The sequence below is a fragment of the Vitiosangium sp. GDMCC 1.1324 genome, from assembly GCF_003044305.1.
In the GTDB taxonomy this organism is placed as follows: Bacteria; Myxococcota; Myxococcia; order Myxococcales; family Myxococcaceae; genus Archangium.
The window spans coordinates 20,492-36,098 of record NZ_PZOX01000015.1 but is presented as its reverse complement, the minus strand read 5'-3'; the positions used below and the strand labels follow the sequence as shown (position 1 = coordinate 36,098).

Annotated in this window: 12 protein-coding genes; 11 read left to right on the top strand and 1 reads right to left on the bottom strand. The window is 66.2% G+C overall.

What is annotated here, in order from left to right; genetic code table 11:
* Positions 1-4: 4 nt before the first annotated feature.
* The 7 genes from DAT35_RS35440 to DAT35_RS35410 all read left to right on the top strand — a co-directional run bounded on the left by DAT35_RS35440 (position 5) and on the right by DAT35_RS35410 (position 9,776).
* Complete coding sequence (locus DAT35_RS35440) at positions 5-1,003, top strand: 3-oxoacyl-ACP synthase III family protein (protein WP_158502046.1); 999 nt, start codon at positions 5-7, stop codon at positions 1,001-1,003.
* Positions 1,000-1,245, top strand: coding sequence for an acyl carrier protein (locus tag DAT35_RS35435; RefSeq protein WP_146210030.1), 246 nt, complete (start codon positions 1,000-1,002; stop codon positions 1,243-1,245). The genes DAT35_RS35440 and DAT35_RS35435 overlap by 4 nt, the downstream gene beginning before the upstream one ends.
* 54 nt (positions 1,246-1,299) lie before the next feature.
* Entirely contained in the window at positions 1,300-3,513 is a 2,214-nt protein-coding gene (locus DAT35_RS35430) for a glycosyltransferase (protein WP_108073629.1), read from the top strand.
* A 12-nt stretch (positions 3,514-3,525) separates the two neighbouring features.
* Positions 3,526-5,676, top strand: coding sequence for an alkaline phosphatase family protein (locus DAT35_RS35425; RefSeq protein ID WP_108073627.1), 2,151 nt, complete (start codon positions 3,526-3,528; stop codon positions 5,674-5,676).
* Between the two features lie 55 nt (positions 5,677-5,731).
* Entirely contained in the window at positions 5,732-6,256 is a 525-nt protein-coding gene (locus DAT35_RS35420) for a hypothetical protein (protein WP_108073624.1), read from the top strand.
* Positions 6,257-6,352: 96 nt separating this feature from the next.
* Positions 6,353-8,488, top strand: coding sequence for a neutral/alkaline non-lysosomal ceramidase N-terminal domain-containing protein (locus DAT35_RS35415; protein WP_108073622.1), 2,136 nt, complete (start codon positions 6,353-6,355; stop codon positions 8,486-8,488).
* A 97-nt stretch (positions 8,489-8,585) separates the two neighbouring features.
* The gene (locus tag DAT35_RS35410; RefSeq protein ID WP_108073619.1) at positions 8,586-9,776 is read left to right on the top strand and encodes a glycosyltransferase; all 1,191 of its coding nucleotides are present in this window, start codon (positions 8,586-8,588) and stop codon (positions 9,774-9,776) included.
* On the opposite strand, the gene DAT35_RS35405 is transcribed toward DAT35_RS35410, so the two are convergent.
* Entirely contained in the window at positions 9,713-10,921 is a 1,209-nt protein-coding gene (locus tag DAT35_RS35405) for a glycosyltransferase family 4 protein (protein WP_108073617.1), read from the bottom strand. The genes DAT35_RS35410 and DAT35_RS35405 overlap by 64 nt on opposite strands.
* A 116-nt stretch (positions 10,922-11,037) precedes the next feature.
* Between DAT35_RS35405 and DAT35_RS35400 the strand changes: the two genes are divergently transcribed.
* The 4 genes from DAT35_RS35400 to DAT35_RS35385 all read left to right on the top strand — a co-directional run bounded on the left by DAT35_RS35400 (position 11,038) and on the right by DAT35_RS35385 (position 15,599).
* Positions 11,038-11,946, top strand: coding sequence for a hypothetical protein (locus DAT35_RS35400; protein ID WP_108073615.1), 909 nt, complete (start codon positions 11,038-11,040; stop codon positions 11,944-11,946).
* A complete protein-coding gene (locus DAT35_RS35395) occupies positions 11,943-12,347 on the top strand; it encodes a hypothetical protein (protein ID WP_108073613.1) in 405 nt (134 codons plus the stop codon). Before DAT35_RS35400 ends, DAT35_RS35395 begins: the two co-directional genes overlap by 4 nt.
* 3 nt (positions 12,348-12,350) lie before the next feature.
* On the top strand, positions 12,351-13,346 hold the full coding sequence (locus DAT35_RS35390; protein WP_108073611.1) for a hypothetical protein: 996 nt from the start codon (positions 12,351-12,353) through the stop codon (positions 13,344-13,346).
* A gap of 126 nt (positions 13,347-13,472) precedes the next feature.
* On the top strand, positions 13,473-15,599 hold the full coding sequence (locus DAT35_RS35385; RefSeq protein ID WP_108073609.1) for an ATP-binding protein: 2,127 nt from the start codon (positions 13,473-13,475) through the stop codon (positions 15,597-15,599).
* Positions 15,600-15,607: the final 8 nt, after the last annotated feature.

Sequence of the window (15,607 nt, the reverse complement as noted above, 5' to 3'; positions counted from 1 at the left end):
TGGGTTGGCCGAGAAAGCCCTCGTCGCGCTCGGCCTCGTGGAAAAGCCGGTCGCGGGGAAGGATGATCATCCATCGACGATGGGTGCTCGAGCCACTCGAGCCGCGCTGGAGGCCGCGGGGCTTGGGACCGAAGAACTCGACCTTCTCATCTATGCGGGAGTCACGAAGGATTGGCCCGCGCCGTGGGTGGCGGCCTTCGGGGTGTTGCACGAGCTCGGCACCAGGCGGGCGGCGGGCTTCGACCTGATGGGGCGCTGCGCTGGATGCATCGATGCGCTCTGGCTGGCGAAGACCTTGGTCGAGAGTGGCACCTACCGGACGGTCGCGGTCTGCTGTGCCGAACGTTATGACTATCTGTTGGGTCCGCAGCGTCCCGTGGAGGTGGTCTCGGACGCGGCCTACTCCGCTGGTGCCGCGACGGTGATCGTCTCCGCGGAGGCAGACAATGACATCGTGGCGTTCTCCCACTTCACGAATCCCGACTTGTCCGTACATGGGGCGGGCGGGCCGCGAGCGGGCGGGAGCAGAAGGCCCGTGGACGAGCCCGCGCTCCGGGAGCAGCTCCACATGTGGCAGGAGCAGCTCTCCATCCGCGAGGTGAATGGCATTGCGCGTTACTCCGCTGATGCGGATCGCCATAACTACCCTAGAATCTTGAAACAAGCGGGGTTCGAGGCCGTGGATTTCGTGGTGTGCTCGCCGATGAACCCCGGCCCCCAGCTGGAAGTGTTGAAGGAGCTTGGAGTCGACCCGAAGGCGACGCTCTTCACCATTCCTTTTCTTGGACACATCGGGCCTGCCGACCTCTTCTTGATCCTCGGAGTTGCCATCGCGTCAGGCCGGCGGGTGGGCCGTCGCATCGTGATGTCCACGAGGACGTCGGTGTATTCCAACGCGCTGGCGATTCTGGGCAGGGGCGACGGACCTGGTATCCGTGTCGCTGGCGAGGGGCTGGATGTGGGCCTGTGGTCCTCTGCTTCGGGCACGGAGGTTGGAGCGTGATGCGGACCACGGAGACGGATATCGCAAGTCAGCTTCGTCAGATCATTACGGCGAGGTATGGCAGGGCAGAGGAGGAGCTCATGGCCAGCGGGCTCATCGACTCGCTCAGGGCGGTCGAGCTCGCCCTCGTACTCGCGAAGGAGTTCAACCTCGAGGCGGATGGCTTCGCCTTGAAAGACATGAAGACAATCACGTCTTTGTCACAGCGAATCCTCAGTGCGTTGGGGTCGCCAGGAAAATAGAGATTCGAGTCCTCTGGAGGAGGTCGTCCGTTGAGCCACTCAGATCCGTCAGCAATGATTCCCATCTCCGCGGACCTCTGGTCCGAGGTCGGTGAGCTCTTCGCGAGCAATGGGCTTCCGGAGGACGGCGGCTGCCAACGGCAATCCAGGGCGTGCGAGCGGATCCTGATGGTCTCCACGCATGGGTACTGGAGTGATCCGCCCCCCGCGGGGGCCACGGACACGGGAGGCCAGACCCTCTACGTCCTCCTGCTCTCCAAGGAGTGGGCGCGAGCTGGAAGAAAGGTCATCATCCTCGCCCGTTGGTTCGAGGGGTATCACAGGGTCGACCGCGTCGAGGAAAATCTGTGGCTGGTCCGGATTCCCGCGGGTGACAATCATTTCATTCGCAAGGAGGACCTCTACCCGCTCTTGCCGCAGTTGGCGGAGTACGCGACCGCCGTGGCGCTCCGGTTCGGTGCCCAGGCCGTCATGGGCCACTATGCGGACGGAATGGGGGTCGCGGCCGAGATCGCCACCCGTGTAGGGCTCCCCTTCCTGGCAATGCCGCATTCGCTCGCATTGACGAAGCTCATGGGTCTGGGGCTCGATGCGGGGGACATCAGGACCTGGCTCGACGAGCAATACAACTTCCGTTCCCGGGAGGAATGTGAGCTCTCCGCCCTCGTACAAGCCGACCGCATCATCGGCTGCATGCCCGCCCAGCTGGAGGTGCTCTCGAGTGTCTACAATCTACGGGCACCCCTCCACTTCGTAGCCCCTGGGGTGGCGCCCGTCTTCCTCGAAGCGGCTGAACGAGCTCCGGATCCGGGTGTGCCCGGCCACTTCGGCCTCATCCCGGGCCGTTATCTCATCTTCTCCTCACGACTGGCGAAGACGAAGAACCTCTCCGGAGCGGTGGCCGTCCTGGGCGAGGCCCGTTTGCTCCGGCCAGGGCAGCTCGACCAGGTTCCTCTCGTGCTGGTGGGTGGGAACCTCGAACCGTGCGAGCCCGAGGAGTGTGCTATCGAAGCAGAGATCACTGCTGCCATGGCCCGGTATGGTCTCACCGGCCGGGACGTACGCCGTATCCCCGCCCAGACCTGGCCTGTCGTGGCTCAGCTTCTCCGCCAGTCGCTGTTCTATGTAGGCATGCAACACTTCGAGCCCTTTGGCATGGGGGCGGCGGAAGCACTGGCCGCCGGGGCTCCGGTTCTCATCTCGGAGCGCGCCGGTATCGTGCGCGTCCTCGAGGAGCGTCCAGCGAGCCAGTTGCCTTGTGCCCTGATCGTGAACCCCACGGATCCACGTACCGCCGCGCGTCACCTGGTGGACGCCTTGGACTCGCCAGTACGGCTCCAGAAGATGGTCGAAGCGGGTCATGAGGTGGCCCGGCAGGCGTTCAGTTGGCCAGCGGCCGCCATGAGGTTGGCGAAGAGGCTGGATGGGTTGGTAGCGCAGGGGGCTCCCGCCAGGCCCCCCCGAACGCTTGGGCACCATCGCCTGACGGCGGGCTGGCGAGGGGATCGCCCGCGGATCACCTCGCAGCACGTCTGTTCCGCCGAGCAGCTGCTCCCCTTCCTGGTGGAGGCCCAATGGGTAGCCGCCTGGTCAAACCGCCGGCTCGTCGTCGCGATTGGAGGCGAGTCCGGTGCGGGGAAGACGGAGGTCGCCCATTGTTTGAGTCTCGGGCTGAGGCGTCACGGGCTGCGGAGCGCCCTGCTGCCAGGTGACGTCTTCTTCCGGCTTGCGCCCAGGGCGAACCACGAGGCCCGGCTCCAAGCGGAGCGCGCCGGACGCCTGGCCGACTACATCGGCCCTCCTCAGGAAGTCGACCTGGAGGCACTCGACCGCGTGTTGGCGGAGGCTGCCGATCCTCGGAACTCCGAGGTCTTCTGTCCTTCGGATTGCCGCCAACTGCCGGGACGTCGTTTCGCCCGCGTTCCGTTGGACTTGAGCATGTGTCAGCTCGTGCTCGTGGACCTGACCTATGCCATGTTGCTGGAGACTCCAGCCGTGCGGATCTTCCTCGAGTCGGACTACCTGGAACGGCAGGAGCACATCAGACGCCGCAATACAGCGAGAGATCCCGATCAGGATCTCTCGTTCATCATGAAAGTGCTCGCCATCGAGCACGACCGCATTCTTCCGACATCAGCGCGAGCACATCTGCTGGTGGATGACCGTGGCGAAGTACGGGGCAAGCTTCCGCCGCTGGTGGCCAGTGACCCACGTCACTGGAGCAAGCCCACCAGACGACTTCCACCCTCGCATGGTCATCCCCAGTAGGATGCCGCTCCCATGTCGAGCGGCCCTCGCATCCTCCTCATCGCGGAACGCTTTCCCCCGGACCTCGGCGGGCTCGCCCGCAGTGGCGCTCGCACCGCGGATGCCCTCTCCCGCCTCGACGCCCAGGTCGATGTCCTCACCTGGACCCGGACCCTGCCTCCTGGCGCGCTCCAGACGCTCGACGCCGGTGAGGTCGCCGCCTCCGCTCGCGGTGCCACCCTGCACCGGCTCGGACTCTTCGGTCAGACCGATACCTCTCTCCAGCACACACTCGACGTGCTCGACTACCTGCACTCGCAGCGCCGCTACAAGCTCGTCTGGGGTCACTACCTCTCTCCCCCGGGCTTCCTGGCCGTCACCTTCGCCGGGCTCGCCGGCATCCCCTCCACCGTCAGCGCTCGCGGCAACGACGTGGACCAGGCCATGTTCCCCCCGGGTGACTTCGCCCGCCTCCTCTGGACCCTCCAGCGCGCCACCGTCCTCACCGCCGCCTCCGGAGACCTCGCGCGCAAGCAACACCATTCCGATTGGCTTGAGTTGGATGGCTGCATCAGTGCTGCGCCAACCCAAACAGCAACAGGTGGACACGGCCGCGACCCAGGTCTGAGCCAACCCCGCCCAGGCTCCGTGGAGGAATTCCTGTCAGGGGCACCATTACCGCTCGCCCCCCAGGGAAGAGCGGCGGATATTCAAAACCGGACACAGCATCAAGTTGCATCCGGGCGCGGATTGATGCGCGAGAAACAGAGCGAGAGACTCCCGAGCGGCCATGCGCATGGCCACTCACAATGCAGTCGCAGGGGGGGAGTCATGGCGACGCTCAATCAAATCGAACACATCGTCGTGTTGATGCTCGAGAATCGGTCCTTCGACCACATGCTCGGGTATTTGATGACGGATGGAAACCCGCTCCCTGTGAATGGGCTGACCAAGGGTGAGGTGAACACCTTCAACGGCACTCCGTATAAGCCGCTCCCGCTCGATCAGCCTGTCTTCAGGTACGACCCTCACCACGATTACGATGCTGTTGCCGAGCAAATCTCGGATCAGCATGGCGGGTTCGTGAAAAGCTTCGCCAAAAGCCTCCAGGGCAAGACGGGTGTGCCGATCGATGCCGTCATGGGCTACTACGACAAGCGTCAGGTCCCGGTATACGACAACCTGGCGCGTCAGTATGCCGTTTGCGACCGGTGGTTCGCCTCCGTCCCCGGCCCAACATGGCCCAATCGCTTCTTCGCCATGTGCGGCCACTCCAACGGAGAGGTCCGCAACGGTCACATCCAAGACATCCGCACCATCTTCGAATACCTTGACGCCGAGCAGGTGTCGTGGCGCTACTACTCCCACGATATCGCCTTCCTGCGTACGGTGAGGCGGTACACCGGAAGCATGGACGTCATCGAGAAAGTCAGCAAGTTCTATCAGGCCGCCTCGGCGGGAAATCTTCCCGCAGTGTCGTGGATCGACCCGAACTTCACGATTCAGGAGGCGTTGTTCGGCTGGGGTTACTCGAATGACGACCACCCGCCCGCAGACGTCCGGCGAGGTCAACAACTCGTCTCACGCATCTACAACACCCTGTTGCTGGGAAGGAACGACCTCTGGAAGAAGACGCTGTTCATCGTCCTCTACGACGAGCATGGCGGCTTCTACGATCATGTCATCCCTCGTGACAACGAGCGCGCCACTCCCCCCAACAACCGGAATCCCGAGAAGTTCATGCGCTACGGAGTGCGCGTGCCAGCCCTCGTGATGTCCCCCTACATCGAAGCTGGCACCGTTTCGCACACGACCTACGACCACACCTCGGTGCTGAAAACCATTCTCAGGCGGTTCTGCACACAGCCCAGCGGAAACATTCCCCACATGAGCGACCGTGTGAACGCCGCAGCGAATCTAGAGTCGCTGCTCACGCGTTCCACGCCGCGCACGGACTGCAAGCCAGCACCCGTTGTCAATGTGGCGGAGATAGCGGTGGTCCCCCTCCAGTTCAAGTCCGCGCAGGGCGTCGATCATGCGCATGTCGTAGCCGCTGCGGGCTCCGGGGCAGGTGGCCCCGTCACGATCGATTCGGTCGCTCTCGAACCGACGGACATGCAGCGAGAGATGTTGTGGCTGCGTGAGCAGGCGCTCGCCGAAGGTGTGCCTGAAGACAAGCTCTAGACCGCATCACTTGAGACCCCTCGAACCCCACAAGCATTCCGCAAGGGAGTGGACCATGCTGCGTTTCCTCGTCAAACGACCCGTCAATATTGATTCAACGCGCGGAGCCAAGCTGCGCAGGGCACTCGACCTCCTAGAGCAGATCGTGAATTCCGACGTATTCCGGAGCCAGGTGCTGGAACACAAGGCCTACACGTGGAATCAAGGACTCACGAATGAGCAGATATACAATCGGCTCATCTGGGGGGCCGCAAACCCAACGGCGGATGTCAAGCTCAAGGATCGTATCGTCCAGTTCGACTACGAGCTCGTCCCAAGGCCCTGGTATAAACAGCTCTCCAAAACCATCGGATGGCGAATCCCGGGGACGAACGACATCTATACCTACGCCAACTCCTTTGATCACATGAGTGTGGCCGAGCTTGCGTCCCATCTGGGCCACGAGGTCGTTGGCCACCTTGCCGGCGAGTTCGATCATCCGGAGCTCGCGAGCAGGGAGCGTGCCGAATCCGTCCCCTATGTCATCGATGGCTTCATCGAGGCTCTCGCGACGCAGAAGCCGGTTCCTGAGGCCGCATAGGCATTCACGACGCGCCAAGACGCGAGCGAGCGGAATTCACCCCCATCCAGTTGCTGGAAAAACGGAGCACATGTGGCGCGCAGCGGCCGAAACAAGATGCGTTCGAGCAGCCGAGGCAGGAGCACAAGCAAGGTCACCGGGGCTCCTCTGCTCGGAGAGACCCCGCCTCCAGTCGTCGAGCTCGAACGACTCGCACCAGGGCCGTTGCAAACCACGGGAACCCTGCGAGCGGGTGCCGCCCGGATGGACATCACGCCCGGGTTCCTCACGCCCCTGGCAGGATGGGGCCCGTCGCTGCCATCTCGACGGATGCTCGCCACCTGGGGTCGACTCATGGCACGCGTGCTGGTGCTGGATGATGGCCATGGTGAGCGGGTAGCCCTCATCGCGGCAGACCTCCACGCCGGCACGCGGTACATCGCCGAGCGGCTCGCGCAGCGCACGTCCCCCTTGGGTCTGCACATCGGTCGTCTCTTCTTCGCGGGGACGCACACACACAGCGGACCCGGCAACTTCTACGGGAGTACATTTTATGATGCATTCGCCCAGAGCCCGGGCGGCCTGGACGACACTCTGGTGAACTACCTCGTGGAACGACTCGAGAGAGGCGTGCGGGAAGCATGCGAGAACCTGCATCCCGCGCGTGTCGGGCATGGCGTGGCCCGCCTTTGGGGATACTCGTGCAACCGAAGCCACTCGGCATTCCGTCACAACTTTCCCAATCTGGACGACACAGCCCTCCGCCAGAAGGGGGAGTTGCTGGGCTTCCCAAACGGCGCGTCGTTCTCCCCTCCTTCTCAACTGCCAATCGAGCAGGTCTGTGTGGACCCCCGCGTACAAGTGCTCTGGGCCGACGAGGCCCAGCCGCCCTACCGACCCATCGGTGCCTTCGCCACCTTCGGGGTGCACGCGACCCTGGTCGCACTGAGCCATCCCCTCTGTGGACCAGATCTCTTCGGGGTGGCCACGCGCCATGCGGAATCGCTGCTTCGCGGGGCGGAGCCGGGAGCCGAGCCGATCCTGGGACTCGCCGCGGGAGCCATCGGTGATGCGGATCCAGCGCTGCCCGGCTTGACGCTCGAAGCGCTCAAGCGGGAGCGCAAGAATCTGTCACGGGACATGGAGCTAGTAGAAAAAGCGGGCCGCGAGTTGGGAGGCCGGCTTTTCGAGGCCTGTGGGGAGGCACGCTCGAACGTGAAGACGTCGCTGCGCATCACGACGCTCTTCGACGAGCCCCTGATTCGCAACGCGGTCCTGAAGGATGGCACCAGGATGCCGAAAACAGCCATTGTGGGCGCACCCACTCTCGGCGGCTCGGAACTTGGCGGAGGGGTCCCCTGTTTCCAGGAAGGGAATCGACAGAAAGTGCCTGATTCCGACCCGCAATGGCCGAAAGAGCCCCCACTCGTGTTGGAGCGGCTGATGCGCGACTCCTTCAAGTACCAGGCGCCGACCCTACCGCTGCGGCTCCTCAAGGTTGGCGAGGTCTGGATGGTGGGCCTTCCCGGAGAGCCCACGTCCTGGCTGGCCCACCGCCTGGAAGAGGAAATGCGTGCGCAAGGCGCCCTGCAAGTCATGGTCGCTGGAGTGTGTGGTGATTACAGTGGCTATCTCACAACTGAGCGAGAATACGAGGCTCAGCACTACGAGGGCTCCAGCACGCTCTGGGGACGGTATACAGAGCGCTGGCTCGTCGAGCACTTCCAGTCGTTGGCCTCCAAGACGTCTGGATCCGTGCCTTCGGGTACCGCGCGCTTCACGGTCAAACGTGGCGAGCACCCCGAGCTCACGGAGCCGGCACCCCATTCCGACGAGCCCGTCCCCACATGGGCCATCTCACCCGAGTTCGAGCAACCGAAACAACACGACGGGCGATTGGTGCTCGAGGGGCGTTGGTTCGCATGGGCACCGCAAGAGCACCACGAATTGGGATGGGGACCCTGGCTCCAGATTGAGAACGCCTCCACCGGGCAAGTGATGCTCAGTGCGGGTCGCCCCGTCGATGACCAGCATCACGCCTTCCTGCTGGAGTTCAAGAACGGCCCTGGCTTCATCGAATGGCGGTGGTCGCTCACGCTCGACGAATGGCAACACTGGGATGGACTGAAGGTGCGCTTCCGCCCCGTGGGTCCACGAGGGATCCGTGTACAGCCACCTCCTGGTAGCCAGTGGCCAGAGCAACTGATCACAATGAATGCCACGGAAGAACACCTCGAGGCTCAGTCTGAATGAGATGAAGTGAGCCAACTCGGCCACATCTTCCAAGCTTCCCACGAGGGGTGGGAATAATGGCCTTGCTCACGGTCATCCCCAGTAGGATGCCGCTCCCATGTCGAGCGGCCCTCGCATCCTCCTCATCGCAGAACGCTTTCCCCCGGACCTCGGCGGCCTCGCCCGCAGCGGCGCTCGCACCGCTGGCGCCCTCTCCCGCCTCGACGCCCAGGTCGATGTCCTCACCTGGACCCGGACCCTGCCTCCTGGCGCGCTCCAGACGCTCGACGCCGGTGAGGTCGCCGCCTCCGCTCGCGGTGCCACCCTGCACCGGCTCGGACTCTTCGGCCAGACCGATACCTCTCTCCGGCACACGCTCGATGTGCTCGACTACCTGCACTCGCAGCGCCGCTACAAGCTCGTCTGGGGCCACTACCTCTCTCCCCCGGGCTTCCTGGCCGTCACCTTCGCCGGACTCGCCGGCATCCCCTCCACCGTCAGTGCTCGCGGCAACGACGTGGACCAGGCCATGTTCCCCCCGGGTGACTTCGCCCGCCTCCTCTGGACCCTCCAGCGCGCCACCGTCCTCACCGCCGCCTCCGGAGACCTCGCGCGCAAGATGGTCATGTTGCTCGGGCATGACTCACGCGTCGAGGTCATCCCCAACGCCGTGGACACCTCTCTCTTCAGTCCTGGCCCCGCCGACCCCGCGCTGCGCCAGCGTCTGGGCATCCTCCCCGAAGAGCTCGTGCTCGGCTTCTCCGGAGAGCTGCGTCACAAGAAGGGCGTCCCCTTCCTCCTGTCCGCCCTCTCCGAGGTACGCAAGGTGCGGCCCGCCTGTCTCCTCGTCATCGGAGAGGTGCGCCCCCGCGAGCTGGAGCAACTCACCGCCTTTCGCGTCGAGCACCCAGAGGACGCCGCGCGCCTCATCGTCTCCGGCCGGCTCGATGCCCCCGAGGACGTGGCCGCCCACCTGCGGCTCTGTGACGTCTACCTCCAGCCCTCCCTTTGGGATGGCATGCCCAACGCGATGCTCGAGGCCATGGCCTGCGCCCGCGTGGTCGTCGCCAGCGACGCGGGGGGCATCCCCGAGGCCATCGACTCCGGGCACAATGGTTTCCTCGTGCCCAAGGCGATGCTCAACCACCTCGGGCAGGCCGTCATCGACGTGCTCAGTCTGTCCGAGGAGCGCCGGGTCGCCATCGGCGCCGCGGCTCGCGCTCGCATCGAGCAGCGCTTCCAGGCTCAGGCCGAGGCCGAGGTGCTCCAGCGGGTGCTGGCCCGCACCATCCCGAAGGCCTCCTCGTAGGCCGTCACCAGGGACTCCTGGGCGCGGGCCCAGGTGAAGTCCCGCTCGATGAGCGCTCGCGCCTGCTGGCTCAACCGGGGGCCGAGCGCCGGGTCCGCCCGCAACGCGCGCACCGCCTCTGCGATGGCCTTCGGCGAGCCCGGGCGGACGAGGAACGCGTGCACTCCGTGCTCCGCCACCGCACGCACCACCGGCAGGTCGCTGGCCACCACCGGCGTGCCCGAGGCCATCGCCTCCAGCAGCTTCAGCGGGCAGCACCCCTGCACGAGGTTGCGGTCGTTGGGTGGCAGCGGCACCAGCACCACGTCACAGGCATGGTGGAGCCTCGCCAGCTCCGCCTGGGGCAGCGCATCGAGTATCTCCACCGCGCCTTCGCCCACCAGCTCGCCGCACTGTTCGAGCAGCTCGCGCCGTTGCTGTCTCCGCGTGGGTCCCACCAAGGTGAGGAGGACGGGCACATCCCGGCGCAGCAGGCGGCACGCCTCGATGGCGTGATGGACGCCCTGCCAGGAAGTCATCGTCCCGCTGTAGAGCAGGCGCACGGTCCTGTCCTCACAGGGTCGCGGCGCCTGGAAGGAAAAGCGCCCCGTATCCACCCCATTGGGGATGACGCGGATGCGGTCCGGCGCGACCCCTCGTGACTCCAGGTAGCGCGCCGTCACCACGCTCGGTGTGAGCACCAGGTCCGCCCTCGCGAGACAGAGGTCCTCCTGGGCCACCAGCTTGCGCAGCAGCTCGTCATCCTCCGCGACTCCCGGTGCGTGGTACTTCAGCTCGATGGACGGCAGGCCATTCACCTCGAACACCAGGTGCTCGGTGAGCTGCTCCTTGCGCCGGGCGATGGGGTAGCCCTCGAAGATGGAGCGCACGTGCACCACCGAGGCCCGGGCACGCCCCTGCCACCACGCCGCGAGCCCTCCCCGGAAACACATCGCCTGCTGGATGAGGTCCTTCCCCTGGGCCGGCAGCGGATGGAAGCGAACGCACTCCGGCGGAGGCTCCCCCGCCTCTCCACCGATGGCGAGCAGCTCCACGCCCCCAAACGCCTGACCGAGCGCCTCGACGAAGGCGCGGATGTGGACCGCCGCTCCCTTGGGGGCGGGGAAGCGATCGAAGGACGCGTAGACGATTCCCGAGGATGACACGGCCCGTGCAGTATCTCCCCTCGAGCACGCCACACCAACACACGCTCGCGATTGACCGGCGGGAGGGCGGGCCCCTACGCTCCCACTCCCCTCCTCGAAGCGAAGGGCTTCAGACCTTGGCCGTCGTCGATCTCGACAAGTTCCGCCGGGAGCGCACCTACCGGACCCAGGCACCGGGCTCCCAGGTGCTCAAGGACCTCGATGTCCTGCGCAACCTCGATACCCACCACGAGAGGCTGCAACAGCAGACGGGCCACGTGGGCTGTGGCGCGCTGCTCGCCGCCGTGGCCCTCCTCATCCTGGTATTCAACACCAACGCATTCGAGGAGCCCACGCTCCACCCGGTGGCGGCGTGGGGCAGCGGGCTCCTGCTCGTCACGGGCGTCATCGCCTTCATCCTCCGCTTCCGCCACGCACGCCTCAACCTGGAGGACCGGCGCTACCAGCTCGCCACCCGGCTCGTGCAGATGATCCAGGCCGACACCGCTCCCGAGGAGCTCATGACCGTCGAGATCGATCTGCGCCCGGCGACAGACTCGGACAAGCTCTCCGGCAAGGGGAAGACGCCTGGTGGCTGGGATGTGAAGCACTACGTCGACCGCTGGCTCTCCCTGCAGGGCCGGTTGATGGATGGCACCCACCTGCGCGTGGAGATGACCGAACGCACCGACCAGCGCAGCCGGACCAAACGGTCCCGCTCGGGGAAATACAAGACCAAGAGCAAGACCCAGTCGGATGCGCTCGTCCGGGTGCGGCTCCAGGTGAAGCCCGAGAAGTACCAGCACCTCGGGCGGCTCGGCGCTCGGGCCAGGAACGCGGTGCAGCTGCCCCAGGGCACCCGGCTCAGGGCCCTCTCCGTGGAGGAGGACCGCCTGGACATGACGATCCTCGTCAGCCAATCGTGGAGCGCGGACAACAAGCCCCCCATGGTGAACGGCGTCCAGGTGGTGGCGATGTCCCTGCTGAGCCTCTACCAACTCCTCCACCTGTCGCGCGCCATCGACAAGAGAGCCGCTCACGCATGAGCCCGCCCTTCCAAGAGTCGCTCGCCCCGTGTCAGGAGCGGGCGGGATTCCTCTTCGCCCACGACTGCCCCCGGCCCGCCACCCAGCAATGCGAGCGGTGCGCGAAGCCCATCTGTACCCGGCATGGGCACCCTGCCCAGAGCGGCGAAGTGCTCTGCACCACCTGCTTCAAGGAAGAGCACGCGGGGTCGCAAGAAACGGAAACCGACATGTCGCTGGATGAGGGGACGGACAATCCCTTCCTCTATTCCAGCTATTACTACCGGGGCCACGGCTACTACGGCCGGGGTCACTGGGGACATGACATCCTCCACGACCCCAACGACTTCACCGAGGCCGATGGAGAGTCTCTCCGCGCCAACGCCAGACATCAGTTCGAGGAGGACATGGGCGGAAGCTGAGCCATGAGCGCGGAACGATGGCTCCTCTATGCGCTCGGCGGAGGCCTGGGGCACCTCACTCGCGCCGTGGCGCTCGGCCGCGCGGCCCGCCGCCGGGGCCATACCGTGGACGTCGTGACGAACAGCCCCTTCGCGCCCGCGCTGGCACTCGAGGCGGAGCTGGGCGAGGGCCACGTCCACAGGCTCGGTGCGGAGCTCGACAAGCACGCCGTGCGCGAGTCCATCGAGCAACTGCTCGGCCACCTGCGCCCCGAGGTGCTCGTCGTGGATACCTTCCCGCGAGGGCTCGGCGGTGAGCTCGCGCCGCTCCTGCCTGGGCTACGCGCCCGGAAGGTACTCGTGCACCGCGACCTGCATCCGGACTACGTGGAGCGCTTCGGGCTCGCGCGCTTCGTCGACGTGTTCGACCGGCTCATCCTCCCCGGCGAGCCCGCTCCGTTCGCCCACCACCGGCTCGCCACGAGCACGCCGCCCTGGCTCGTCCTCGACGCCCATGAGTTGCTCGACGATTCCACCGCGCGCAGACAGCTGGGAGTGCCCCCCGGAGACGAAGCGTCACCCGTGGTGGCGGTCCTCGCGTGTGGGCGGCGGGAGGAAGTGGACGAGTGCGCCGGGCTCGCGGAGACACTCCAACGGGGGCTCGGCCCACGCGCACTCGTCCGGCTGCTGGCTCCGGATGCCCCACCCCGACTCTGGCCCGCCCTCGCGGTCATGCGAGGCGTTGACGTCCTCGTCGGCGCGGGCGGCTACAACACCGTCCAGGAGGCACGCGCCACGGGAACACCCCTCGTGGCCATCGCCCGGCCCCGCCTCTATGACCGGCAGGCGCTGCGCCTCCGGCCCTCCGAGCGACTCGCCACGTTCGACGAGGCCCTCGGACGCGTGAAGGCCCTGCTCCAGCTCGAGTCCGACACGCACCGCGAGCGGCCCACGCCTACCTACGTCAATGGAGCCCACGAGGCGGTGCGACTCATCGAGCGAAGTGCCGAGCCGCGATGAGCGGGTGTGCCTCCGCCAATCGTCCAGGATTCGCCACTTTCCTGATTTGCTGCCACGGATTGAACCCCTGCCATGAATTTCCAGGTAAATTGACATCTCTGCTGCCAACTCCATACAGGGGGTCGAATGGAAGCCCGCTGCGAGCTGGAGAGACCCGAAGAAGCGTACCGCGGGCATCCTGCCGTGAGCCGCTCCTGCCCGGTTCCACCCAACGAGGACGCTCGTCTGGCGGCGCTCAGGAGTTACGCCGTTCTCGACACCGAGCCGGAGCCCGCCTTCGATGATCTGACCCGGCTGGCGGCGCTCTTCACCAGCACTCCCATCGCCCTCATCTCCCTGGTGGACGAGCACCGGCTGTGGTTCAAGGCCCGGCAGGGGCTCGATGTCCACGAGGTCCCTCGGGTGGGGAGTCTGTGCTCATACGCCGTCCTCCAGTCGGCGGACCCACAGCCCCTGATCGTCCCGGATGCGCTCGCGGATCCCCGCTTCGCCCACACGCCCCTGGTCCAGGCTGCCCCGTACGTCCGGTTCTACGCCGGAGCCCCGCTCGTCCTCCCGGGAAACCTGGTGCTGGGAATGCTGTGTGTGATTGACCAGAAGCCGCGAGAGCTCCAGCCCGCGCAGGTCCAGGCCCTGGTGATGCTGGCGCGGCAGGTGGTGGACCAGCTGGAGCACCGCCTGGCCGCGAGGCGTCACGCCCTCTTGAATCAGGAGCTCGAGCGGGCCCATGCCGCCATGGCGGAGAGCCGGGAGCAGCTGGCCGCGTTCATCCAGGCCGAGCCCGAGTGCGTGAAGATCGTCGGCGCGGACGGGACCCTCCTCCAGATCAATCCCGCGGGCCTGGAAATGATCGAGGCGGAGAGCTCCGAGCAGGTGCTCGGAGCCTCGGTGTTCCCCATCATCGCGCCCGAGTACCGGGAGGCCTTCGAGCAATTCCACCAGCTGATCTGCGCGGGTGAGCGGGGATTCCTGACGTTCGAGATCGTCGGGCTGAAAGGCACCCGCCGGTGCATGGAGACCCATGCCAGTCCATTGCGGTATGGCCCGTCCGGGGAGATCGCCCACCTGGCCGTCACACGCGACGTGACGGTGATGAAGCGGGCCCGGCAGGCCGAGCTCCGGGAGATCGAGGAGCGGCGCTCGGCGGAGCACGCGCTGCGCCGCAGCAATGAGCGCTACCAGGCCGTCCTGCGCGCCACCCAGGACGTGGTCTGGGATTGGGACTGGCAGCGCGAGACAATCATCTGGAGCGAGCGCCTGGAGCCCATGCTCGGCCATTCGCTCCCGGGGCTGCTGGCGAAGCCCGCCTGGAAGGAGGAGCAGATCCACCCGGGAGATCGCGAGCGCGTGGGGGCGAGCCTGCGGGAAGCGCTGGCGCGGCGAGCGGCGCTGTGGGCCGAGGAGTACCGGTTCCGCCGGGGAGATGGCACCTACGCCCAGGTGCTCGATCGCGCGGCGGTGAGCTACGACTCCACGGGCAGGCCCACGCGTCTGGTCGGGGCCATCAGCGACGTGACCCGGCAGCGCGAGTTGCAGGCCCAGCTCTCGCTGGCGGAGCGCATGGCCACCGTCGGCACGCTGGCGGCCGGAGTGGCGCATGAGATCAACAATCCCCTCTCCTACGTGCTCTCCAACCTGCGCTTCTCCCTCGACACCCTGGCGCCCCTGACCACCACCGGAGAGAGCGAGGACCTCTCCGAGGTGCATGGAGCGCTCCAGGACGCGGTGGAGGGCGCCCAGCGCATGCAGGTCATCGTCAGCGAGTTGAAGACGTTCTCGCGAGGGGATGAGGAGAACATCTGCCCGGTGGACGTCCACAAGCCACTCGAGTCCGCGCTGCGGATGGCGGCCAACGACATCCACCGCCGGGCCCGGCTGCGCCGCGACCATGCGAACCTCCCCCTGGCGCGGGCCAATGAGTCCCGGCTCGCCCAGGTCTTCTTGAACCTCCTGGTGAACGCCGTCCAGGCCCTGCCGGACCGTGCCCCGGAGCAGAATGAGATTCGCGTCGTCACCCGGAAGCTGGGGGACGCGCAGGTGATGATCGAGTTCTCTGACACCGGCGTGGGAATCCCCCCGCATCTCCGGGCCCGCATCTTCGAGCCCTTCTTCACGACCAAGCCCGTCGGAGAAGGAACCGGGCTTGGCCTCTCCGTCTGCCACCGGCTCATCACCCAGATGAAGGGCTCGATCGAGGTGGACAGCGAACCGGGCCAGGGCGCGACCTTCCGGGTCATCCTGCCCGTGGCGTGAGGGCAGCC

Bases quoted from the DNA above. Each gene is read 5' to 3' on its own strand.
- DAT35_RS35425 (WP_108073627.1), top strand. From the start codon at position 3,526: ATGTCGAGCGGCCCTCGCATCCTCCTCATCGCGGAACGCTTTCCCCCG.
- DAT35_RS35415 (WP_108073622.1), top strand. From the start codon at position 6,353: ATGCGTTCGAGCAGCCGAGGCAGGAGCACAAGCAAGGTCACCGGGGCT.
- DAT35_RS35420 (WP_108073624.1), top strand. From the start codon at position 5,732: ATGCTGCGTTTCCTCGTCAAACGACCCGTCAATATTGATTCAACGCGC.
- DAT35_RS35430 (WP_108073629.1), top strand. From the start codon at position 1,300: ATGATTCCCATCTCCGCGGACCTCTGGTCCGAGGTCGGTGAGCTCTTC.
- DAT35_RS35395 (WP_108073613.1), top strand. From the start codon at position 11,943: ATGAGCCCGCCCTTCCAAGAGTCGCTCGCCCCGTGTCAGGAGCGGGCG.
- DAT35_RS35385 (WP_108073609.1), top strand. From the start codon at position 13,473: ATGGAAGCCCGCTGCGAGCTGGAGAGACCCGAAGAAGCGTACCGCGGG.
- DAT35_RS35410 (WP_108073619.1), top strand. From the start codon at position 8,586: ATGTCGAGCGGCCCTCGCATCCTCCTCATCGCAGAACGCTTTCCCCCG.
- DAT35_RS35390 (WP_108073611.1), top strand. From the start codon at position 12,351: ATGAGCGCGGAACGATGGCTCCTCTATGCGCTCGGCGGAGGCCTGGGG.